The organism is Pseudomonas sp. H2_D02, from assembly GCF_054677635.1.
This window is the reverse complement of record NZ_CP162816.1, coordinates 6,265,968-6,290,175: the sequence shown is the minus strand read 5'-3', so window position 1 is coordinate 6,290,175 and position 24,208 is coordinate 6,265,968. Positions and strand designations below refer to the sequence as shown.

Below are 24,208 nucleotides of genomic sequence, written 5' to 3'. Positions count from 1 at the left end.
CAACGCAACTCAGTATTTGCCGGGATGTCTTCGGTTGCGAAGAACGCCGTTAGCTTTATGCATTCCTGTGGTTGGCTGCCTTTTTGGGTATAGGCATTGAAAAAAGCCGACTCGATGTTATAGCCAGCGGCCGCTTGTCTCACCGGAGTGCCCTCTTCGTATTCGAAAATGGTATTCATCCGAGAAAGGATATTGTCGCCTGAAAGCACCACGTTGCTTCTGACAGGCCGGGGCACGGTTGCGCCACTTGAGCTGGACTGCTCTATCGGGGCGATATCGTTCAAATAGGGATCCTGGCGATGCGAGGCGACATGGATGGGAACCAGCTCCCCACCATAGATACCGATGATTTCCCCTTTTCCTATCCGCCGTTTATTCACCACGGCCGATTGGCCGATCAGTGCGACTTCCTCCGGGAATTTCTGATGGGCTGCGGTGAAAGTTACGATTTCAAGTTTCTCTTCATACAACCGCGCCACTTTTTCATAACCTTCCCATTGAATGTATGGCAAGACCACGTCTTTGCTGAAGGTCTTGCCGGAGGTGGGCGATGTGCCGAGGCTTTGTAGGCGCCTGATGCGCATTGGCTGGCCGTCTGTGTCTCTGATTGGATACCGGCCATTATTGGCGCGGTTATAAATACGCAGATAGTTCTGGCTGTATTGGTAGGACTTCACGGAGCGCATGTGGCTGAGTTCTTCTGCTGAATACGGGATTGGCAGTAGGTTGTCGTCTGCTGTTTCGTAACCCGTGGAAGAGTCGGCCGACTCGAATCCGTCGCTGGATTCCGTGTCTACGGAAGTCAGTGGTGGGGAGGGCATCCCTCCGAGAATCCTGCCTTTGGTGGTATCGAGGCTCCAGCCACCTGCGGGGTCTTTTTTGATATAGGGCCTGTAGGCTCTGAAAGGACTGCGGGCATCGATCAGTTGCATACCCAGGCTATCCATCCTGACTTGAAAGTAACGACCTTTGTCTTGGATGTAATAGCGATCGAAGCCGCCCGGGAAAGGGGATGACTGATAAAGTCCATCGCTGCGCAATGTCAGTCCGGCAGGTGGCGTTGGTGTTGCGAAAAGCGGATCCAGGGGCTGCATTGTCACGTCAGGCGCCCGTACGCCTGAGCCTTTTGCTCGAACGGCGTATGGGCGTGCGGCCATTAATTTCACGTTTGCCTGGCGAATTGCCTGTTTGAGGGTGGTTGCGCTTGATCGGCTGAGGACGGCACTGAGCTCTGTGTCCGAAAGAACATGCTCAAGGGCATGGAATAAATCACTGGGTAAATGAAGCGGTTTGCCCGCAGCGTCGTGGGGGGTATACAAGCCGTTATGGCGGGTCAGCAGATAGTGGGGGCCTGCGGATTCGCTGCCATTGCTGCCGAGCAACGGACCGTTGAGGCTCTGGTCGCGTACGTCTATTCGTCGCCAGGATGGCCAGCCAGGTAGCTGGTCCAAGGTGTCCAGGACAAGCGGTAGCCCTTCATTATCGTTCACCGAGTCCAGATAGATGTTCTCACCTGCTCGATTGATTCGAAGGTCTTCAATGTATCGATCAGCCTCCCAGCGTTGTTGGGACGTCAGGCTTTTTTCCATCGATAATCGCAGTCGTTGTTCCGGACTCAGGACAGCGGCCATTTCTTCCAAATGGCTTCTCGACAATGTTGGCATGGCATTGCGAATGTCCTGTTGAATCGGATCCTTGGTTTTGTCGCTGAGTTCGGTCAGCCAAGTGAACAGCCGTTGCCTATTCGCCTGCACTTGGTTACGGAGCGTCACTGCCAGGTTTTCGACTTTACTGAAGTCGTGAATATAGGGAGGCTGCAGGAGTGCGTTGAATTCCTGCTGCGACATTAGCTCCTCCAAGGCATGCAACAACTCTCCTTTGCGGAATCGCGAGTCCGGTATTCGGGTTTCAGCGGGCCCGCTCCCATGGCTAAGCAAGACGCGTTGCTGTTGGTCAACCACTGACAGGGTGCGGTTTTGCGGCCATTTTGGCAGTGAACTCACCGCGTGAAACTGAAGGAATGGACTGTAGGGGGTGACGCTCGCACCTGTGGCGCGGTCGAAAGAGAAATCGCTGATCTCCTGATCGAGATTGAATCGTTTGACCGTATCGCGCAGCAGTGCCGGGGGGCGTACCGCGTCCTCGTGGGCTTGGCGCAGCGTCGTGTTGTCGACTCCGCTGAGCAGCAGGATGTGTTCAGCCGCTGCTGGCTTGATGTTGGCGGCGTCCGGCCCTAATCGCTTGATCAGCTTGAACTCGTCCCAATGCTTGGGCGCCTCATGCGAGTGACGCCAGCCGCCAACGCCATTGCGCAGCAAAGGAGGAGAGTAGGCCTTTGAATCCATTGGATGAAGCAATCGCCACTGCTGGTCTTGCGGGTCGCGTTGTATGGCATGGACACCGTCGTCGAGCTTCAGATAATGCCGTTGTTCATGTAGATAGATGCCTTCGGCGTTGGCGGGGAGCTCTTCGGGCAGGATTATGGGGTCACGGTACGCGCCAAGGTCCGAGTGCCAGAGGCGCCACCCCTTGTTGCGTACGTGGACTTTCACCAGTTTTGCCGTGAAGCCAGCGCCCTTGAGGGCTCCTGCGGTCGCCACGGCCAAAGCCGCGTTATCCACAACGTCCAATAAGTCATTCAAGGCCTGGTCGCTGTCGCCCCGGCTCCAGGCGGCGAATCCGTCATAGATCGTTTCGGTCAGCTGTACGGCGGCAACCACCAGCAATACTTCTCCGATGACGGGGACGAACGATGCCGCAAAAAACAGCACGGACTTGCCTAGGTCGGCGTACCGTTGAAGGCGTTTTTGCTGGCTGAGAATATCGACATCGGCCGTGGGGGTGGCGAGGACACGGGCATCGTTCTGGATCTGTGCGATCCGTTGCACGGCCATGGCCTGGTATATATTTCCCTGGATTGCGGCGACGGCAACGGGTTCGTTCAGCGTGGCGCGCTCGGTGTGCATGCGTATCTCGGCTTGGAGAAAGTAGGTTCGAGCAGGCTGCACGGTCAAGAGCGTACCCCTGTGCTCCAGGGGCACGAGGCAACTGAAAAATTCCGCATAGGCGGGCGTGCTCAAACGCTCGGCGAGGCTGTGGTGCAGATCGTCCATGGTTTCATGGCTACGAAACGGCAAGACCGGGTCGTTCGGCGTATAGAGAATGATCTTTTTATCGGGCTGCTTTTGCTGGATCACCAGAACAGTAGGGATCACGACGTCCTTGATGGTCAGATGACTGCATAGCAAATCCGGATGAAAGACCTCGCGTTGCAGGCTACGGAATTGCAGGTAAATCGCGGGTGCCAGCTCGCTCCGAATATGAGCGCAGAGCAGGGCGACCCCGAAACAATTGCGTTCATGCCGATGGAGAATCTCAAGGACTTGTGCCGCGGTGCGCTTGGCGCCTGGTTGGGTTGTTGGTTGAAGTACTTCGTTGAGGTGCGTGAGGTACTGGCCGCCGACGTCCAGTTGACGACAAACGGCGGCGAATCGGGCTGGGGAAACGGACGTCAAGGTCCTCCCGGTTTGGGGGACGTTATAGATACCCGTGCCTTGCTCCATCCCACCGACCTCTGTTTCCGAGGCTTCGAAGTTCTGCAGGGCAGCTTCCAGCAACGTCTGTTCGGTGGTTTTGTCGTGGGTTTTGATCAGGCCCAGCAGGTGACTGCTTTTCCACTCGCGCACAAGAAGGGCGTTCTCATCCTTCACTAGCCCGGAAAAATTTTTACGGATCGCGTCACGTACCAGGGGGCGGGCGAAGGCTTCGGGGCTTTTCAGTTCGTCGAGGAGTTCTTTGATGTCGTGTCTGGACTGATTGCTGCTGACCAGATGTTGTCGCAACGCCTCGAGCATTGCCGGTGTTGCTTTTTTGATCCAGGGAGGAAGTTGTGTCTTGATGAAAGCCTCATGTGGATGGATAGATGGCGCTGAAGAAAGTGTTTCTTGCGCCTGGGAACCTTTTGTACTCATTGGAAGACCACTGACGGTGTGATTGGTCTATCCAAGTTATTCCGATAGTCATTTCGACGAGCGGTAACTATGTAATGCCTGCGCCCTCTGCAAATAGGGTACTCGGGCGGGGTGATGCAAAAGCCGACCGCTGTGGTCGGAATTGGTTGTTTTTTGTGCTATATTCCGCGCCCGCGATTTTTCATCCTTTATACCGGTCATCGACATGCAAGCAGCCAAGCCGTTATTTGACTATCCCAAGTACTGGGCCGAATGTTTCGGCCCGGCGCCGTTCCTGCCGATGAGCAGGGAGGAGATGGATCAGCTCGGCTGGGATTCGTGCGACATCATCATCGTGACCGGTGATGCCTACGTCGATCACCCGTCGTTCGGTATGGCGATCATTGGCCGTCTGCTGGAAGCCCAAGGCTTCCGTGTCGGGATCATTGCCCAGCCGAACTGGCAGTCCAAAGACGATTTCATGAAGCTCGGCGAGCCCAACCTGTTTTTCGGCGTCGCGGCCGGCAACATGGACTCGATGATCAACCGCTACACCGCCGACAAGAAAATCCGCTCCGATGACGCCTACACCCCCGGTGGCCTGGCGGGCAAGCGGCCGGACCGCGCGAGCCTGGTCTACAGCCAACGCTGCAAGGAAGCCTACAAGCACGTGCCGATCGTGCTCGGCGGCATCGAAGCGTCCCTGCGCCGCATCGCCCACTACGATTACTGGCAGGACCGGGTGCGCAACTCGATCCTGATCGACGCCTGCGCCGATATCCTGCTCTACGGCAACGCCGAGCGAGCGATTGTCGAAGTCGCCCAGCGCCTGTCCTATGGCCACAAGATCGAAGACATCACCGACGTGCGCGGCACCGCGTTCATCCGTCGTGACACACCGCAAGGCTGGTACGAAGTCGATTCCACGCGTATCGACCGTCCGGGCAAGATCGACAAGATCATCAACCCGTACGTGAATACCCAGGACACGCAAGCCTGCGCCATCGAGCAGGAAAAAGGGGTCGACTTTCTCAAGTGCAGAAGACCCGAGCGAAGCCAAGGTCGTGCAGATCCTGGCAAGCCCGAAGATGACCCGCGACAAGACCGTGATCCGCCTGCCGTCGGTGGAAAAGGTCCGTGGCGATGCGGTGCTCTATGCCCACGCCAACCGCGTGCTGCACCTGGAGACCAACCCGGGTAACGCCCGTGCGCTGGTGCAGAAGCACGGCGAAGTCGATGTCTGGTTCAACCCGCCGCCCATTCCGATGACCACTGAAGAAATGGACTACGTGTTTGGCATGCCTTACGCACGTGTTCCTCATCCGGCCTACGGCAAGGAGAAGATCCCGGCCTACGAGATGATTCGTTTCTCGGTGAACATCATGCGCGGCTGCTTCGGTGGCTGCACGTTCTGCTCGATCACCGAGCACGAAGGCCGGATCATCCAGAACCGTTCCGAAGAGTCCATCATTCGCGAGATCGAAGAGATCCGCGACAAGGTCCCTGGCTTCACCGGGGTGATTTCCGACCTTGGCGGGCCGACCGCGAACATGTACCGCATCGCCTGCAAGAGCCCGGAAATCGAATCCGCGTGCCGCAAGCCATCCTGCGTGTTCCCTGGCATCTGCCCGAACCTGAACACCGACCATTCGTCGCTGATCCAGCTGTACCGCAGCGCCCGGGCCTTGCCTGGGGTGAAGAAGATCCTGATCGCCTCCGGCCTGCGTTACGACCTGGCGGTCGAGTCGCCGGAATACGTCAAGGAACTGGTGACCCACCACGTCGGTGGTTACCTGAAGATCGCCCCGGAGCACACCGAGGAAGGTCCGCTCAACCAGATGATGAAGCCGGGCATCGGCAGCTATGACAAGTTCAAGCGCATGTTCGAGAAGTACACCAAGGAAGCCGGGAAAGAGCAGTACCTGATTCCATACTTCATCGCGGCTCACCCGGGTACCACTGACGAAGACATGATGAACCTGGCGCTGTGGCTCAAGGGCAACGGCTTCCGGGCCGACCAGGTGCAGGCGTTCTATCCGTCGCCGATGGCCACGGCCACCGCCATGTACCACTCGGGCAAGAACCCGCTGCGCAAGGTCACCTACAAGAGCGACGCGGTGACCATCGTCAAGAGTGAAGAACAGCGCCGCCTGCACAAGGCGTTCCTGCGTTATCACGACCCGAAAGGCTGGCCGATGCTGCGCGAAGCACTGACCCGCATGGGTCGCGCTGACCTGATCGGGCCGGGCAAGCACCAGTTGATTCCGTTGCACCAGCCGGCCACCGACAGCTACCAGAGCGCCCGTCGCAAGAACTCGACGCCGGCTGGCAGCCATAAAGTGGCCAAGGAAACTACCAAGATCCTGACCCAGCACACCGGCCTGCCCCCACGTGCCAGCGACGGCGGCAATGCCTGGGACAAGCGCGAGCAAGCCAAGGCCGCCGCGTTCGCCCGCAACCAGAAGGCCGCCAAGGAGCGCAAGGACGCGGCCAAGGGCAAGGGACCGAAGCCGGCGCGCAAGCCTGTCGTACCGCGCTGATCACCCCGCCACCTCGCAAAACGCCAGCCTTAGTGCTGGCGTTTTGCTTTCTAGCGGGCGTGCTGGCTGTTTGTTATCGTGGCGACCGCCAACGGCGTGACGGCGGATGCATCGCTTTTGTGGCGAGGGAGCTTGCTCCCGCTGGGCTGCGAAGCGGCCCCAAACAATCCCATGCAATGTTCCCAGGCAGACCGTGCCGGCCGGTTTACGACGGCTTCGCCGCCGAGCGGGAGCAAGCTCCCTCGCCACGGGTGTTCAGTGTGGATAAAGCCCCACTTTCCGATTCTCAAGGACGATTCATATGAGCAGCGCTTCAACGGGCATTGGCATGGACCTGAGCTTTTCCCAGTTCATGGCCCGCAAACGCATCGAAAGCCAAGTCAACTTGCCGCGTCTGTTCGCAGCCATCGATGCCGACCCCAACATCGCCGGTGCGGGCGTGGTGTACATCGATTCCGAGTACAACGTGGTGACGCTGCGCGAATTCAAGCCGATTTGCAGCATCGCGCCCAAGCGAATCATTTTGCGCGAGGCCAAGAAATACATCGCCCCGCAGCAATTCATCGATCAGGTAAAAAGCAGTCCGCGTGAGTCAAAACTCGGGACTGAGTCGATGAATGCCGGTTTGTCCTGCGTCGCCGCTGTCATCGGTTGGGTGGTGGTATTCAGCGGAAGCGTCGCTGTGCCCTTTACGGCTGGAGCCAGTGCCTTTGTCGTTGCCCTGGGCGCCGCTGCGGCGACGGCCAGCACTGCGCAATGCGTCATAGGCGGGATGCGGGTGGCGAATGAGTTAACCAATCCTACTGGCAACGATGAAATGAACGACGCCGATTGGTACAACATCGTAAGCCCCATTCTCGACGGTGTTTCCCTTGTGGGCGTCGGTGGCTCGGCGCTTACGACTGTTCGGCTGCTGAAGGCCAGCAAAGCAGCCGGTACCGGGAAGAGTTGGTATCAGTTGCTCAAGGGCCTGAGTCGTCAGGAGCGCAGCAAACTGACCAAGGAATTGTTGACCCTGAAAGATCCGAGTCTTACCGCCAAGCTGCTCAAACTGCAGCAACGAGCGGGCGCCTTGCCCAAGCGTTACTCCTCCGCTGAAATCAGGCACGCCACGCTGACTCAAATAAAGGATTCTCTCGGCGGCGCTTTGGGGATCATTGGCAGCTATACCGGCGATGGTGCTGTGAAGACTGTTGCCGTCGGGTTGTATGAGGAGTTCACGGAATGATCGGCGGCGGATCATTGAAGCAGTTCCTCGCCCGTTATTTTCCGGTGTTCATGGGGACGATCTTTCTGGGCTGCTTTTCCGGATCTGCGCTGCTGGTTTTGTCCGGAGGCACTTATTGGCGTGCCTTGGAGCCTTCCGTCAGGAGCAACTATGTTGGGCTCGGCACGTTGGCTCTGGTGAGTGTCCTGATCCTGGGCAATCTCATGATCGCACGCGGACGCGCCTGGGCGATCTGGTGGGTGGCGGGTTATTTCCTCGCCTGTCTGGCGGCGGTGTTGCCGACGTTTGCTTATGGGCCGCATCAAGGTGTGTACGTGTTTGCGGTGCTGTTGCCGCTACTGGGACTCCTGCTGCTCAACAGCAAACGCCACCGGGAAATGCGCAGCAAACTCATCGAAATCCGCCACCAACGCGAACGCATCCTCCAGTCCGCCAAGGCCTCGCGCCCGCGCCGCTGAGTCGATTCGCTACCGCCCCGCGCCGCATTTATGTGCGGCCTTTGCAGATCAGTACAGGCATCGCGCGGTTTTAGTGCTCTACTGCCCTGAGTAGACGTTGAAAGTGTCCGGCCTGCCTGCATGGCATAAGTCTTGCGCCGCTTTCGATAACGCCCAGGCTCCGCAGGAGGCACGCCGTGTCGATTCATGTCGCTTTGCACCATGTCACACACTATCGCTACGAGCGCGCTGTCGAACTCGGTCCGCAGATCGTTCGCCTGCGCCCGGCGGCCCACAGCCGCACGCGTATTCTTTCCTATGCCCTGAAAGTCTCGCCCGATCAGCATTTCATCAATTGGCAACAGGATCCCCAGGGCAATTACCTGGCGCGGCTGGTGTTCCCGGAAAAAACCAATGAGCTGCGGGTCGAGGTCGATCTGGTCGCCGAGATGGCGGTGTTCAATCCGTTCGATTTTTTCCTCGAGCCCTACGCCGAGAAAATCCCGTTCACCTACGCGGCTGACGAAAAACACGAGCTGATGCCCTACCTGGAAAAGCTTCCGCTGACGCCGAAGTTCAAGGCTTACCTGGACGGCATCGACCGCACGCCGCTGCCGGCGGTGGATTTTCTGGTGGCGCTCAACCAGCGCCTGAGCGAAGACATCAACTACCTGATCCGCATGGAACCCGGCGTGCAGACGCCAGAACATACGTTGGAGCACGCGTCCGGTTCATGCCGTGACTCGGCCTGGTTGCTGGTGCAGCTGTTGCGTCACTTGGGCCTGGCGGCGCGGTTTGTCTCGGGTTACTTGATCCAGTTGACCGCTGATGTGAAAAGCCTCGACGGCCCGTCTGGTACGGAAGTGGACTTTACTGACCTGCATGCCTGGTGCGAGGTCTACCTGCCCGGCGCCGGTTGGATCGGCCTCGATGCCACGTCCGGGTTGTTCGCGGGCGAAGGGCATATTCCCTTGGCGTGTAGTCCTGATCCGTCCTCGGCGGCGCCGATCAGTGGCTTGGTGGAGCCGTGCGAGTGTCAGTTCAGCCACGAAATGTCCGTCGAGCGGATTTGGGAAGCGCCGCGGGTCACCAAGCCCTACACCGAAGAACAATGGTTGGCGATCCAGGCGTTGGGCCGGCAGATCGATGCCGACCTGCAGGACGGTGACGTGCGCCTGACCATGGGCGGTGAACCGACTTTCGTGTCCATCGACGACCCGGACGGCGCCGAGTGGAACACCGCTGCCCTCGGGCCGGACAAGCGCCGCCTTTCCGCCGAGCTGTTCCAGCGCATGCGCGAGCATTACGCGCCGCAAGGGCTGGTGCATTTCGGCCAGGGCAAGTGGTACCCCGGCGAGCAATTGCCGCGCTGGTCGCTCAACTGCTATTGGCGGCGCGACGGAGTGCCGATCTGGCATGACAGCGCATTGATTGCCGACGAGCAGAAGGACTGCGGCGCCGATGGCGAGTTGGCGGGTCGTTTTCTGGCAAGTGTCGCTGAACGCTTGAACATTCCTACGCGGTTTGTGTTTCCCGCCTACGAAGACAATTTCCATTATCTCTGGCGCGAAGGCACGTTGCCTTCGAACGTGACGGCCGAGGATTCCCGGTTGGAAGACCCGTTGGAGCGTGTGCGGTTGCGCAAGGTCTTCAGCCAGGGGCTGGGTAAAGTGATCGGCCAGGTCCTGCCGCTGGCCCGAACCGCCAAGGGCGACCAATGGCAAAGCGGGCGCTGGTACTTGCGCGACGATCATTGCCGGCTGGTACCGGGGGATTCGCCCTTGGGCTACCGCTTGCCACTGGCGTCCCAGCCCTGGGTGACGGCGGCCGAATATCCGTTCATCCATCCCACCGACCCGAACCAGGACTTGCCCGAGTTGCCCGGTACCGAGCAACTGAACCGTCACGGCGAGCCGGCACTGGAACAGGAGCGCGTGCCGAAGATCGACGAATCGGCCGATTGGCTGACCCGCACCGCCTTCTGCGCCGAGGCCAGGGAAGGGCGGCTGTACCTGTTCATGCCGCCGCTGGAACGGGTCGAGGATTACCTGGAACTGGTCAGCGCCATCGAAGCGACCGCGCATGAGCTGGATTGCCCTGTCCTGTTGGAGGGCTACGAGCCGCCGAGCGACCCGCGCCTGAGCAACTTCCGCATCACGCCGGACCCGGGTGTCATCGAGGTCAACGTGCAGCCTTCGGCGAGCTGGGATGAGTTGGTCGAGCGCACAGAGTTTCTTTACGAGCAAGCACGACTGAACCGACTGACCACCGAGAAATTTCTGATCGATGGCCGGCACACCGGTACCGGTGGCGGTAACCATTTCGTACTGGGTGGCGCGACACCGGCTGACTCACCGTTCCTGCGACGTCCGGACTTGCTGCGCAGCCTGATCAGCTACTGGCATAACCATCCGTCGTTGTCCTACCTGTTTTCCGGGTTGTTCATCGGCCCGACGTCCCAGGCTCCGCGGGTGGACGAGGCGCGCAATGACGCGTTGTACGAACTGGAAATCGCCTTCGCGCAAATGCCCCAGCCCGGCGAGGAATGCCCGCCGTGGTTGGTCGATCGGCTGCTGCGCAACCTGTTGATCGATGTGACCGGCAACACCCACCGCGCCGAGTTCTGCATCGACAAGCTCTATTCTCCGGACGGCGCCACTGGGCGTCTCGGCTTGCTGGAGCTGCGCGCTTTCGAAATGCCGCCCCACGCCCGCATGAGCCTGACCCAGCAATTGCTGTTGCGGGCGCTGGTGGCGCGGTTCTGGCGTGAGCCCTATGCGCCGGCCAAGCTGGCGCGCTGGGGCACCGAGCTGCATGATCGTTTCCTGCTGCCGCACTTCATCGAACAGGATTTCGCCGAGGTCATCGAGGAACTCAATGTCGCGGGTTATCCGCTGCGCGCCGACTGGTTTGCCGCGCACCTGGAGTTCCGCTTCCCCAAGGTCGGCGATTATGCGGTCAACGGTATCGAGCTGCAGCTGCGCCAGGCGCTGGAGCCTTGGCATGTGTTGGGCGAAGAGGGCTCGGCGGGCGGCACGGTGCGTTATGTGGACTCATCCCTGGAGCGCTTGCAGATCAAGCTCACGGGGTTGGCACCACAACGTTATCTGTTGACCTGCAATGGCGTGCCGGTGCCATTGCAGCCAACCGGTCGCGTAGGCGAGTTCGTCGCCGGGGTACGTTTCCGCGCCTGGCAACCGTTCAACTGCTTGCAGCCGACCATCCCGGTCCACGCGCCGCTGGTCTTTGACGTGCTCGACACTTGGACGCAACGCTCGCTGGGCGGTTGCCAATACCACGTGGCGCATCCCGGCGGGCGCAACTATGACAGCCTGCCGGTGAACGCCAACGAAGCTGAGAGTCGGCGGATGGCGCGATTCTTCCGTATTGGACACACGCCGGGGAAACTTCCGATCCCCGATCTGGCAACAGATAACGAATTCCCCTTCACGCTCGATCTGCGGCGCTTTCACGGGACCTCAAAAAGCTAGCTGGACCTTGTGGCGAGGGAGCTTGCTCCCGCTCGGTTGCGCAGCGACCGTAAGATCTCGGGGGCTGCTGCGCCCGAGACGTCGGACCGCCCCAGCGGGAGCAAGCTCCCTCGCCACAAGGATTGCAGCGTGCAAACCCAGGCTGGATCCAACACAAACACACCTATCCGGGCGTCATACGCTTGCGCTAGTCTCACCTATCATTGCCGTCCTGCCGAGCTTTCCATGCCTGACCTGCTTGACCGTTACCCGCTGACGACGGGCACCTATCACGAATTGCTGGACGACAGCGGTGCGTTGCGTGCGCACTGGCGGCGGCTGTTCGACCAATTGCAGCGCAGTACGCCGGCACAACTGCTCCAGCGCCAGGCATTGCTGGCCCGGCAGATCCAGGAAAACGGCGTCACCTACAACGTCTATGCGGACCCGAAGGGCGCCGATCGGCCCTGGGAGCTGGATCTGCTGCCCCACGTCATCGATGCCCAGGAATGGAAGCTGCTGTCGGCCGGCATCGCCCAGCGCGCGCGTCTGCTCAATGCGGTACTGGCCGACCTGTACGGGCCGCAGCGGCTGATCAGCGAAGGGCTGCTGCCGGCGGAGCTGGTATTCGGCCACAACAATTTCCTCTGGCCTTGCCAAGGCATCACGCCGCCGGATGGCGACTTTCTGCACCTGTATGCCGTGGACCTGGCGCGCACGCCCGATGGTCGCTGGTGGGTGACTGCGGATCGGACCCAAGCGCCTTCCGGGGCCGGTTATGCCTTGGAAAACCGGACGATCGTGTCCCGGGCGTTTCCCGATCTTTATCGCGACCTGAAGGTGCAGCACCTGTCCGGTTTCTTCCGGACCTTGCAAGAGACGCTGGCACGGCAGGCACCCAGTGACGGCGAGCCGCCGCTGGTGGTGCTGCTGACGCCCGGGCGTTTCAACGAGAGCTATTTCGAGCATCTGTACCTGGCGCGCCAGCTCGGCTACCCATTGGTGGAGGGCGGTGACCTGACCGTCCGGGACGCCACGGTCTACCTCAAGACCCTCAGCGGGTTACGTCGGGTCCACGCGATCATGCGCCGGCTCGACGATGACTTCTGCGACCCGCTGGAGTTGCGCACCGATTCGGCCCTGGGCGTGCCCGGGTTGTTGGAAGCGGTGCGCCAGGGCCGGGTGCTGGTGGCCAATGCCCTGGGCAGCGGTGTGCTGGAATCGCCAGGGCTCTTGGGGTTCTTGCCGAAGATCAACCAGTATCTGTTCGGCGAAGAACTGATGCTGCCTTCCATCGCGACCTGGTGGTGCGGTGAACCGCCAGTGCTGGCCCAGGCCCTGGAGAAACTACCTCAGCTGTTGATCAAGCCGGCGTTTCCTTCCCAAAGCTTCACACCGGTGTTCGGCCGAGACCTGGACGAGAACCAGCGCGCTCAGTTGGCGGCACGTATGCAGGCGCGGCCTTATGCCTATGTCGCCCAGGAGCTGGCGCAGCTTTCCCAGGCGCCGGTGTGGCAGGCCGAGGATGGCTTGATCCAGCCCCGGGCCATCGGCATGCGCGTGTACGCCGTGTCCGGGAAAAACGATTATCGCGTGCTGCGCGGTGGCCTGACCCGCGTGGCTGCCGAGGCCGATGCCGAGGTGGTGTCGATGCAGCGCGGCGGTGCCAGCAAGGACACATGGGTGCTCGGCGAGCAAGCGCCCGGCGGCGAGCAATGGAAGGCCCAGCGCACCGTCGGCGTTCATGATCTGGTGCGCCGCGATCCGTACCTGCCGTCGCGAGTCGTCGAGAACCTGTTCTGGTTCGGTCGTTATTGCGAGCGCTGCGACGACAGCGCTCGCCTCCTGCGGATCATGCTGGCGCGGTATGTCGACGGTGATGACCCACAGGCGCTGCAATCGGCGGTCTCCCTGGGCGAAAGCCTGATGCTGTTGCCCGAAGAGGGCGAGCTGCCCGAACGCCTGATGGCGGCCATGCTCGGCGATGACTGGTCTTTCAGCCTGCGTTCCAACCTGCAGCGCTTGCAGTGGGCGGCTTCGCAGGTTCGCGGCAAGCTGTCGCGGGAAAACTGGCAGGCGCTGGTGGAGCTGCAGCGCGAAGCCGTGGAACTGGAAACCAGTGAACCGGATTTCGGTGAGTTGCTGGATTTCCTCAATCGCTTGGTGATGTCCCTGGCGGCGTTATCCGGGTTCGCCCTGGACGACATGACCCGCGACGAGGGCTGGCGCTTCCTGATGATCGGCCGGCGCCTGGAGCGCCTGCAGTTTCTCAGCGCCAGCCTGGCGGCGTTCTTGCGGGGCGAAGCGGTGTTCGATCAGGCCGGGCTGGAGTGGCTGCTGGAGTTGGGCAACAGCAGCATCACCTACCGCTCGCGCTACCTGGCGGTGGCGCAGTTGATCCCCGTGCTCGACCTGTTGTTGCTGGACGAACAGAACCCCCATGCGGTGCTCTTCCAATTGAAACTGGTGGCACGCACCCTCAAGCGCTTGAACGATGATTTTGGCGCGCCCAGGGATACCGCGTTGCCGGAGTTGGTGACGCGCCTGTCGCGCTTCGACCTGCGCTGCCTGGAAAACCCGTTGTTCGGCGAAGCCAGCCTGCGCGCGGCACTCGACGGGCTGGCCGAGCTGTTGCAGGAAGTGGCCGATGTCAGCGGCCAGGTGTCCGATCGCCTGGCCTTGCGCCATTTTGCCCACGTCGATGACGTCAGCCAACGCACGGTGTCCGTCTGATGAATGCTCGTTACCAGATACTCCACGACACCCATTACCACTACGACAGCCCGGTGTCCCTGGCGCAGCAACTGGCCCATCTGTGGCCACGGGCCTGTGATTGGCAGCGTTGCACCGAACAGCAGTTGCTGATCAGTCCGGAGCCGACGACCCGTCGGGATGAGCAGGACGTGTTCGGCAATCCTTTGACCCGCCTGGCCTTCGAGCGGCCTCACGATGAACTGCTGGTCAATGCCCGCCTGAGCGTCGAGGTGCTCGCGCGCCCTGAACTGGATTTCAATCTGTCGCCGGCCTGGGATTCGACCCGTGACGCGTTGACCTATAGCGGTCGACCGCTGACGGCGCGGTTACTGGACGCCTGTCGCTACCGTTTCGAATCGCCCTATGTGCACCTCAAGCGCAGCTTCGTGGAGTTCTCGGAAAGCTGTTTTCCGGCGGGACGACCGCTGATGGTCGGGGTCCAGGCATTGATGGAGAAGATTTTCGAAGAGTTCACCTTCGACGCCGAGGCCACCCAGGTCGCGACGCCGTTGGTGGAAGTGCTGGAGCGACGCCGCGGCGTCTGCCAGGACTTCGCCCACCTGATGCTGGCTTGTGTGCGATCCCGCGGATTGGCGGCGCGTTACGTCAGCGGCTATCTGCTGACCCAGCCACCGCCCGGCCAGGCCCGCCTGATAGGCGCCGATGCTTCGCACGCCTGGGTGTCGGTGTTCTGCCCGGTGCTGGGCTGGGTGGACTTCGACCCGACCAACAATGTGCAGCCGGCCCTGGAACACATCACCCTGGCCTGGGGCCGGGATTTTTCCGACGTGTCACCGTTGCGCGGGGTAATCCTGGGGGGCGGTACCCATGATCCCGAAGTGCGGGTGACGGTGATGCCGCTGGAGTCATAAGGGGATCCATTGTGGGAGCGAGCAAGCCCGCTCCCACAGGTTATGTGTCACATGGATGAATGAGGTTTACCCATGTTCCCGGTATCGATCAAAGGTGTGCTGCAATCCCCAGAAGGCCTGGTTGTGCTGATGCTCAACGAGCGGGACGAATGGGAACTGCCCGGCGGGCGGATCGAACTGGGTGAAACGGCGCCGCAATGCCTGGCCCGGGAGATTGCCGAGGAACTGGCGGTCGAGGTCAGCGTAGGAGAGCCACTGGATTCGTATCTGTTCGAGGTGATCCCAGGCAAGCACGTTTTCATCTCCACCTACCGCTGCCAATTGCTGGGCGGTTTCGTGCCGGTGATCAGTCACGAGCACAAGGAGATCGGGATGTTCGAACCGGGGCGATTGCCGGCCAATTTGCCTGAAGGCTATCGGTTGTCGATCGTCAAGGCGTTGGGGATATAGGGGGTTTGCAAGGGCCGGCAGCGAGGCTGCCAGCCCTGGACACAAACCGTTGGACCGGATCGATCATCGGTCCAAGTGGGGATTTCAGGCGTCGGGTGCCTGATCTTTCGGTGCATCGACATCAGCTTCTGCCGCCACGTCGCCTTCGGCATCCGGGTTCAGTGCTGCTTCTTCTGCGCTGGCTTTCTTGCGCTGGAGCTTTTCCTCTTTCTTCTGCTCCTTGGCCAAGTCTCTCTGACGTTTGGCGAAGGAATAATTGGGTTTGGCCATGGGCGATCCTCTGGGGTCGAAGGTGAGGTTTGAGCGGCGCGTATTCTGCCCTGTATCGGGGTCGAGACGTTAGTTGGGTTTTTGTTCGGCCCACTTCGGCTGGATCGATGGCTGCCATTCGTCCAGCGCGTCGAGCAGGTTTTGCGGTGAGTCGCTCACTTGCAGCATGTCACGATGGGGCGCACGGATGAAACCCTCGCCGACGATATGATCCAGAAAGCCGGTGAGCTTGCTGTAGAAGCCGTTCACTTCCAACAGACCCAGCGGTTTGCCGTGGTAGCCGAGCTGGCCCCAGGTCCAGACTTCGAACAGTTCTTCCAAGGTGCCGAGGCCGCCAGGCAGGGCGATGAAGGCGTCGCTGAGTTCGGCCATGCGGGCCTTGCGCGCGTGCATGCCGTCCACCACTTCCAGGCGCGTCAGGCCACTGTGGCCGATTTCCTTGTCCTTCAGGCTCTGCGGGATGATGCCAATCACTTCGCCGCCCGCCGCGAGGGCCGCATCGGCGACGATACCCATCAGGCCCACCGCGCCACCGCCATAGACCAGGGTCAGCTTTCGTTCCGCCAACACCCGCCCCAGGGCCTGGGCGGCTTCGCGATAAGCTGGGTGGCTGCCGGTGCTGGCGCCGCAAAATACACAAACAGAGGCGATGGACATGCTTTACTCCATGGTCGGTAACCGGTCCAGAGTAAAGCCTGCCCGCTAATGCGCAAGGAAATCAAACCTCGCGGCGGGGTTTTTCATAGGTGCCGCTGGCGCCGCAGGCGTAGGCGGCAAGCAAGCTGCACAACAGGCTGTTGAAGTTCATGACGATCGCTCCAGTAGGTGATGGGGCTGATCATAGGGGCGCGTCATACTTATGGCTGGTTGATTCTGTCCATCAGGCTGATAGGCTTAAGTTGTATACAATCTTTGACACAGGTCATAGGAACTTGTCGGAAAATCAGGCAGTCTTCCCCTTTGACGGAATTTTGTTAACCATGCCTTGGAGATTCATGATGTTCGCCAAACTTGTAGCAGTATCCCTGTTGACGCTGGCTAGCAGCCAACTGATGGCAGCGGAGTGCACGACCACCATCGATTCGACCGACCAGATGTCCTTCAGCACCAAGGCCATCGAGATCGACAAGAGCTGCAAGACCTTCACCGTTGAGCTGACTCACTCCGGCAGCTTGCCGAAGAATGTCATGGGCCATAACTGGGTGCTGAGCAAAGAGGCTGACATGCAGCCGATTGCCACCGATGGCCTGGGCGCTGGTATCGACAAGAACTACCTCAAGGAAGGCGATGCCCGCATCATTGCCCACACCAAGATTATCGGTGCCTGGCGAGAAAGATTCGGTGACCTTCGACGTGTCGAAACTCAGCGCTTCCGAGAAGTACGGTTTCTTCTGCTCGTTCCCAGGCCATATCTCGATGATGAAAGGCACGGTTACCCTGAAGTAATCAATTTTCAGGCACAAAAAAAGCGCCCCCATGCAGGGCGCTTTTTTCATACCAGGCAAAAAATCGACCCCTGTGGGAGCGAGCCTGCTCGCGAAAGCGGTGTGTCAGTCAGCAATGATGTCGCTGATGCGACGCCTTCGCGAGCGGGCTCGCTCCCACAGGGATTGTCACACCGTCGCGGTGATTACGGCGCGTACGGCATCACGCGCTTGTGCTCGGTCTTGCGATAGGTGTCGCAAATAATCTTCGCGGCTTCTTCGCGGATCGGTTGGCCGTGCAGGAACGCGTCGATCTCGCCGTAGGTCACGCCATGGGCAGCTTCGTCCGGCTTGCCCGGCGACAAGTCTTCGAGGTCGGCGGTGGGGACTTTTTCCACCAATGATTCTGGCGCGCCAAAGTCACGGGCAATGGCCCGAACCTGGTTTTTCACCAGCCCGCTCAGCGGGGCCAGGTCGCAGGCGCCGTCACCGAACTTGGTGAAGAAACCCATGACCGCTTCAGCCGCATGGTCGGTGCCGATCACCAGGCCTTGCTCGGCGCCGGCGATGGTGTATTGCGCCACCATGCGCATCCGCGCCTTGGTATTGCCCAGCACGAAATCCCGCGAGCCGGGCCCCTTGCCTTCGAATGCGAGGACTTCCTTGGCCAGCGCCTTGACCGCCGGGCCGATGTTTACCGTGTGGCGCTCATCCGGCTCGATGAAATCGACACAAGCCTGGGCTTCGTGCTCGTCGAACTGCGTTTCATACGGCAGGCGCACGGCGATGAACTTGTACGCCGCGTTGCCGGTTTTCTCCCGCAGCTCACGCACGGCACGTTGGGCCAACAGGCCTGCGGTCAACGAATCAACGCCGCCGCTGATACCCAGCACCAGGCTCTTGAGCCCTGAATTGACGAGGCAATCCTGGATGAAGCTCACCCGGCGAGCGACTTCGGCCTTGAGGGCGGCGTCATCGGCGAACGGTGGCTGGACGTTGAGCTGTTCAGCTATCTCACGCTGTACGGCTTGCATGAATTCACTCCTTGCTTGATGTGCCAGTAAGGGCGGCAGGTACTTGGAAAACATGTCGCATATAGGCGACGAAATTCGGGTCCTTGCAGTGGGTCTTGCCGGGCTCGTCTGAAATCTTGGCCACGGGTTGCCCGTCACAGCTGATCATTTTAAGCACGATGCTCATAGGCTCCACGCCTGGAATGTCGCAGGTCAGGTTGGTCCCGATACCGAAGCTCACATTAATGCGACCACGCAACGCCCGAAAAATCTCCAGGCATTTGGGCAATGTCAGGCTGTCGGAGAACACCAGGGTCTTGCTCATCGGGTCGATGCCCAACTGGTGATAGTGGGCGATGGCTTTTTCCGCCCAGATCACCGGGTCGCCCGAGTCATGGCGCAAGCCGTCGAACAGCTTGGCGAAGAACAGATCGAAGTCCTTGAGGAAGGCGTCCATGGTGATGCAATCGGTCAGTGCGATGCCCAGCAGGCCTCGGTATTCGCGGACCCAGCAGTCGAGCGCGGCGATCTGGCTGTCGATCAGCCGAGGGCCCAGTTGCTGATGGGCCATGATCCACTCGTGGGCCATGGTACCCAGGGGTTTCATGTCCAGCTCCCGGGACAGATGCACGTTGCTGGTGCCGACGAAGCGTCCGGGGAAGTCGTGCTTGAGCACGTTCACCACTTCTTCCTGGGTTCGGTAGGAGAACCGACGGCGGGTACCGAAGTCGGCCACTTGTAGCTCGGATAGTTCATCGGCGCTGGCGTTGGCGCTCAGCCAGTCGAACTTGCGATAAAGCTGTTCCCGCGCCTGCTCCAGCACGATTTCACGGTAGCGATAGCGGTTGCGCACCTCGCTGACGATGGACAGCAATGGCACTTCGAACAGGATCACATGCAACCACGGCCCGCGCAGACGGATGAACAACTCACCGTTTTCGATGCCGGTGTGCACGTAGCGCAGGTTGAAACGAAACAGGCCCAGGAAACGCAGGAAATCCGGTTTCATGAAGCTGATGCGCTCCAGGAAGCTCAACTGGTCTGCACTCAGGCTCAGCTCGGCCAGGCGCTCGATCTGGAAGCGGATCTCCGCCAGGTACGGACGCAGGTCCTCGCTATTACGGCAACGAAACTCCCATTCCACTTCGACGTTAGGGTAGTTATGCAGCACCGCCTGCATCATCGTCAGTTTGTAGAAGTCGGTGTCGAGCAGGTTCTGCACGATGCGATCGGCAAACACGCTCTCGCTCATAACGGCAATCTCCAGACAAGTAGCTGCGGCGGCAGCGGCACGGCAGTTCATGGTGAAAGGGCTAGTGGCGCATAACCCTCATAGGTATTGCCAGTGTTTTTTGCCTCACAGGCTTTGTGGCGAGGGGATTTATCCCCGCTGGACGCGTAGCGTCCCATCTTTCTCTGGGACTGCTGCGCAGTCCAGCGGGGATAAATCCCCTCGCCACAAGGCCGCATCGCAGCGGCTAGGCGGCTGTGCTAGCACCTTCAATCTGCTCAAGCATCCACTCCACGAACAGCCGCACCTTGGGCACCTCCGCCGAATGTTCCGGATACGCCAGGTAATAGGCGTTGGTGCTGGGCATCGCATGTTGCCAGGGGATGACCAGTTTTCCGTCGGCCAGTTCTTCCTCCACCAGGAACCTCGGCAGCAACGCAACGCCGCAGCCGACCTGGGCGGCGCGGATGCACATGTAAAAGGTTTCGAAGCGCGGCCCATGGTAGCTGTGTTCGGTGTGGTAGCCCTGGTCATCGAACCAGTCGTGCCAGGCCTGGGGTCGCGAGGCGTTTTGCAACAGGACCAGGTCGGCCAGTTGCGTAGGATCGGTGAAAGGCTGCTCCGGCAGGCTGCCCGGTGCGCAGACGGGCACCAGTTCTTCGCCGAACAGCTTCAAGGACTCAGTCCCGGGCCGTGAGGCCTGGCCGAAATAGAACGCCAGGTCGCTGCGCCCCTGCTGCAAGTCGTCGGCCTCCTGCTCGCTGCAGAGATCCAAGTGAATGCTCGGATGACGCAGGCGCCAACCCTTGAGGCGAGGGACCAGCCAGCGGGCTCCAAATGTCGGCGGCGTGGAGACTCGTAGTACTTCGGTGTCGCCTCCGTAGGATCGCAAGTAATGAGTCGACATCTCCACTTGGGTGAGGATTTTTCGTACTTCGCCCAAATACAGATCCCCAGCAGGCGTCAGCTGCAAGCGTCGACGCACGCGCCGGAACAGCAGGTGCTGCAGTAGCTCTTCCAGCTGCGCGACCTGTTTGCTGACGGCGCTCTGGGTCAAGTTCAGCTCTTCGGCGGCGCGGGTGAAGCTCAGGTGGCGGGTCACTGCTTCGAAGCACTGCAATGCTGTAATCGACGGCAAATAACGTTTATTGAGCATGACGGGGCCTTGGTTCTGGTCGCTCTGCTTGTCCCGTGATCAGGTCAGCATGAATAAACGGAATGATATCTCGCTTAAAGGTCGTTTGTTGGCAAGTCTCGGGCCAGCTACAACTACAGGTCTGATCAGCCGTGTTCATCCGGCTGCCAACCCATTGTCTTTCGCTTGAGGAATTTCCCCATGATTGCTGCATTGCTTGATCGTCTCGGCGTCGCCCCGGCCCTGTACCAGAACGGCACACAGCCTGTGCATTCGCCCATCGATGGCAGTCGCATCGGTGCGGTGAGCTGGGAAGGCGCTGCTGAAGTCGAGCAGCAGGTCAGTCGGGCCGAGCATGCGTTCGACCTGTGGCGCAAGGTGCCGGCGCCCCGTCGTGGCGAGTTGGTGCGCCAGTTCGGCGACCTGCTGCGTGAATACAAGGCCGACCTCGGCGAGCTGGTGTCGTGGGAAGCGGGCAAGATCACCCAGGAAGGCCTGGGCGAAGTGCAGGAGATGATCGACATCTGCGATTTCGCCGTCGGCCTGTCGCGCCAGTTATACGGCCTGACCATCGCGTCCGAACGTCCTGGGCATCACATGCGTGAAACCTGGCACCCGTTGGGCGTGGTCGGTGTGATCAGCGCCTTCAATTTCCCTGTGGCGGTCTGGGCCTGGAACACCACGCTGGCCCTGGTCTGCGGCAACTCGGTGATCTGGAAGCCTTCGGAAAAGACGCCGCTGACCGCCCTGGCGTGCCAGGCGCTGTTCGAGCGCGTGCTGAACAATTTCAGTGATGCGCCGCCGTACCTGAGCCAAGTGATCATCGGCGGCCGCGATGCCGGCGAAGCCTTGGTCGACGACCCGCGCGTGGCGTTGATCAGCGCCACCGGCAGTACTCGCATGGGGCGCGAAGTGGCGCCGAAAGTCGCGGCGCGTTTCGCCCGCAGCATCCTCGAGCTGGGCGGTAACAACGCCATGATCCTGGCCCCGAGCGCTGACCTGGACATGGCCGTGCGCGCCATCCTGTTCAGCGCCGTCGGCACTGCCGGGCAGCGTTGCACCACTTTGCGCCGGCTGATCGCCCATGAGTCGGTGAAGGAAGAAATCGTCACCCGCCTCAAGGCCGCCTATTCCAAGGTGCGCATCGGTCATCCACTGGAAGGCAACCTGGTGGGGCCGCTGATCGACAAGCAAAGCTACGAGAACATGCAGGACGCGCTGGAGCAGGCGCTGAGCGAGGGCGGGCGGGTGTTCGGTGGTAAACGCCAGCTCGAAGCCCAGTTCCCGAATGCCTATTACGTCTCGCCCGCCATCGTCGAGATGCCGGAGCAGAGCGACGTGGTGCGCCACGAAACCTTCGCGCCGATCCTTTATGTGGTCGGCTACAAGGATTTCGCCGAAGCGCTGCACCTGAACAACTCCGTGCCCCAAGGCCTGTCGTCATGCATCTTCACCACCGACGTGCGTGAAGCCGAGCAGTTCATGTCGGCGGTGGGCAGCGACTGCGGCATCGCCAACGTCAACATCGGCCCGAGCGGCGCGGAAATCGGTGGTGCCTTCGGTGGCGAAAAGGAAACAGGCGGCGGTCGCGAATCCGGCTCCGATGCATGGCGCGGCTACATGCGCCGCCAGACCAACACCGTGAACTACTCGCTGGAGTTGCCTTTGGCGCAGGGGATTACTTTCGATTAAGCAGCTTCAGGCCACAAGCTGCAAGCCTCAAGCAAAATCAGCTTGCAGCTTGTGGCTTGCCCCTTGCAGCTGCTCCTGACCAGGAGCTGGCAATGCCGTTACGCGAAGAATGTCTGTGGGAAAAACTGACGCCACAAAGGCCTGAAAACGCTGCGCTCACCGGCGAGGTCACGGTGGATGTCTGCATCATCGGCGCCGGCTTCACCGGGCTGTCGGCGGCGGTGCATTTGCTGGAGCAGGGCAAGCGTGTCGCGGTGGTGGAGGCGCATCGGGCCGGGCACGGTGGGTCGGGGCGCAACGTCGGGCTGGTGAACGCCGGGATGTGGATCCCGCCGGACGACATTGAAGCCGGGTTCGGCGAGGCGGTGGGCAGCCAACTCAACCGTATGCTGGGCGCCGCGCCGGCTGTTGGTTTTCAGCCTCGTCGACAAGTACGACATCGATTGCCAACTGCGCCGCGAAGGCACCTTGCACATGGCCCATAACGCCCGGGGCGAGGCGGACCTGCGCAGCCGCGAGGAACAGTGGAAACGCCGTGGCGCCCCGGTTGAATTGCTCACGGGTCAAGCCTGTGCCGATGCCACCGGCACCGACAAGATCGCCGCCGCGCTGCTTGACCGACGGGCCGGCACGCTCAATCCGATGGCCTATGCCAGTGGATTGGCCAAGGCTGCCAAGGATCATGGCGCCCAGATGTTCGATCACTCGCCTGTCACGCGGCTGGAACGCCAAGGCCAACGCTGGTCGGTGCAGACCGCCGAGGGTTCGGTGCTGGCCGAGCAAGTCGTGGTCGCCTCCAACGCCTACACCGAGGGCGACTGGACCGAACTGCGGCGTAACTTCTTCCCCGGCTATTACTACCAGGTTGCCTCGGTGCCGCTGGACGACGAGGCCGCCCGCCGCATCCTGCCGGGCGGGCAGGGCTCCTGGGACACCCGCCAGGTGTTGAGCAGCATTCGCCGGGACAAGGACGGTCGTTTGCTGCTGGGCAGCCTGGGCAACGGCAATCGCAAGCCCACCTGGTTCCTCAAGGCTTGGGCCGATCGGGTGCAGCAGCACTATTTCCCTTATCTCAAGTCGGTGGAGTGGGAATGCACCTGGACCGGTTGCATTGCCTTTACCCCCGATCACCTGATGCGCCTGTTCGAGCCGGCGCCCGGCCTAGTGGCCGTTACTGGCTACAACGGCCGGGGAGTGACCACCGGCACCGTGGTCGGCAAGGCCTTTGCCGATTACCTGTGCCATGGCGACGCCAAGGCCTTGCCGATTCCCTTCGCGCCCATGCAGCCTTTGGTCGGGGTTGGCTTGCGCAGTTGCCTCTATGAGGCCGGCTTTTCGCTGTATCACGCGGGCCAGTGCTTGCGGATCGTCATCTGATTGTTGAAAAGTGTTACGGTCTGCGGCGTTTTCCCGCCCAGCGTCTAGCCTGTTATGGTGCGGGTTGTAGCAGCCCTGCACCGACAGTGTGCAGTTCGGTGACGCAGGATGTTACACAGTGGTTGCACGCCGTTTCGCGCGGCGGTTGCAATGATGGCTCATGGAGGGTTTCACCTACTTGTAAATAAGGTTGCACCTCGTGCGGTTTAGACGGTTGCACGCCCTGTGAAAAAGGGCCCGAAACAGTCGAAATAACAATAAAGCAGCGACTTTTTTAAGAATAAAAAACCGATGGCACGGCCCTTGCTCTGAGCTTTTCAGTGAAGTGAAGTCGCAGTGCCAACTAAAAAAAACCTTGGAGCACC

Annotated in this window: 13 protein-coding genes and 3 pseudogenes; 10 read left to right on the top strand and 6 right to left on the bottom strand. The window is 60.6% G+C overall.

Features of this window, described 5'->3' with window-relative positions:
* The coding region (locus AB4N42_RS28695; protein WP_460115685.1) for a dermonecrotic toxin domain-containing protein at window positions 1–3,971 on the bottom strand (3,971 nt) is incomplete at its 3' end.
* Window positions 3,972–4,176: 205 nt separating this feature from the next.
* Between AB4N42_RS28695 and AB4N42_RS28690 the strand changes: the two are divergent.
* The 7 genes and pseudogenes from AB4N42_RS28690 to AB4N42_RS28660 all read left to right on the top strand — a co-directional run bounded on the left by AB4N42_RS28690 (window position 4,177) and on the right by AB4N42_RS28660 (window position 15,701).
* Window positions 4,177–6,490: pseudogene (locus tag AB4N42_RS28690) on the top strand (YgiQ family radical SAM protein).
* A gap of 301 nt (window positions 6,491–6,791) precedes the next feature.
* Entirely contained in the window at window positions 6,792–7,718 is a 927-nt protein-coding gene (locus tag AB4N42_RS28685; RefSeq protein WP_030140150.1) for a hypothetical protein, read from the top strand.
* Window positions 7,715–8,176 carry a hypothetical protein gene (locus AB4N42_RS28680; RefSeq protein WP_460115682.1) on the top strand — a complete coding sequence of 154 codons (462 nt, stop codon included), beginning with the start codon at window positions 7,715–7,717 and terminating at the stop codon, window positions 8,174–8,176. Before AB4N42_RS28685 ends, AB4N42_RS28680 begins: the two co-directional genes overlap by 4 nt.
* Window positions 8,177–8,352: 176 nt before the next feature.
* Window positions 8,353–11,646, top strand: a complete 3,294-nt coding sequence (locus AB4N42_RS28675; protein WP_460115681.1) for a transglutaminase family protein — start codon at window positions 8,353–8,355, stop codon at window positions 11,644–11,646.
* Between the two features lie 225 nt (window positions 11,647–11,871).
* Window positions 11,872–14,358, top strand: a complete 2,487-nt coding sequence (locus AB4N42_RS28670; RefSeq protein WP_460115679.1) for a circularly permuted type 2 ATP-grasp protein — start codon at window positions 11,872–11,874, stop codon at window positions 14,356–14,358.
* A complete protein-coding gene (locus AB4N42_RS28665; RefSeq protein WP_030140146.1) occupies window positions 14,358–15,251 on the top strand; it encodes a transglutaminase family protein in 894 nt (297 codons plus the stop codon). Before AB4N42_RS28670 ends, AB4N42_RS28665 begins: the two co-directional genes overlap by 1 nt.
* Window positions 15,252–15,323: 72 nt before the next feature.
* Window positions 15,324–15,701, top strand: a complete 378-nt coding sequence (locus AB4N42_RS28660; protein WP_030140145.1) for an NUDIX hydrolase — start codon at window positions 15,324–15,326, stop codon at window positions 15,699–15,701.
* Window positions 15,702–15,785: 84 nt separating this feature from the next.
* Here the strand turns inward: AB4N42_RS28660 and AB4N42_RS28655 are convergent, their stop codons facing one another.
* Both AB4N42_RS28655 and AB4N42_RS28650 read right to left on the bottom strand, forming a co-directional pair.
* A complete protein-coding gene (locus AB4N42_RS28655) occupies window positions 15,786–15,971 on the bottom strand; it encodes a hypothetical protein (protein WP_198797208.1) in 186 nt (61 codons plus the stop codon).
* Between the two features lie 69 nt (window positions 15,972–16,040).
* Window positions 16,041–16,628, bottom strand: a complete 588-nt coding sequence (locus AB4N42_RS28650) for an LOG family protein (protein ID WP_217861127.1) — start codon at window positions 16,626–16,628, stop codon at window positions 16,041–16,043.
* Between the two features lie 341 nt (window positions 16,629–16,969).
* Here AB4N42_RS28650 and azu point away from each other — a divergent pair.
* Window positions 16,970–17,417: pseudogene (azu, locus tag AB4N42_RS28645) on the top strand (azurin).
* Between the two features lie 184 nt (window positions 17,418–17,601).
* Here azu and nadE read toward each other — a convergent pair.
* From nadE to AB4N42_RS28630, 3 genes are all read right to left on the bottom strand, one after another.
* Window positions 17,602–18,429: an ammonia-dependent NAD(+) synthetase gene (nadE, locus tag AB4N42_RS28640; RefSeq protein ID WP_030140141.1), complete on the bottom strand. Its 828-nt coding sequence runs from the start codon at window positions 18,427–18,429 to the stop codon at window positions 17,602–17,604.
* A gap of 4 nt (window positions 18,430–18,433) precedes the next feature.
* Window positions 18,434–19,660, bottom strand: coding sequence for a nicotinate phosphoribosyltransferase (gene pncB, locus AB4N42_RS28635; protein ID WP_030140140.1), 1,227 nt, complete (start codon window positions 19,658–19,660; stop codon window positions 18,434–18,436).
* Between the two features lie 226 nt (window positions 19,661–19,886).
* Complete coding sequence (locus tag AB4N42_RS28630; protein WP_258648789.1) at window positions 19,887–20,795, bottom strand: LysR family transcriptional regulator; 909 nt, start codon at window positions 20,793–20,795, stop codon at window positions 19,887–19,889.
* Window positions 20,796–20,975: 180 nt separating this feature from the next.
* Here AB4N42_RS28630 and amaB point away from each other — a divergent pair, with 180 nt between their 5' ends.
* Window positions 20,976–22,466, top strand: coding sequence for an L-piperidine-6-carboxylate dehydrogenase (amaB, locus tag AB4N42_RS28625; RefSeq protein ID WP_407684431.1), 1,491 nt, complete (start codon window positions 20,976–20,978; stop codon window positions 22,464–22,466).
* Window positions 22,467–22,558: 92 nt separating this feature from the next.
* Window positions 22,559–23,843: pseudogene (gene amaA, locus AB4N42_RS28620) on the top strand (L-pipecolate oxidase).
* Window positions 23,844–24,208 lie beyond the last annotated feature (365 nt).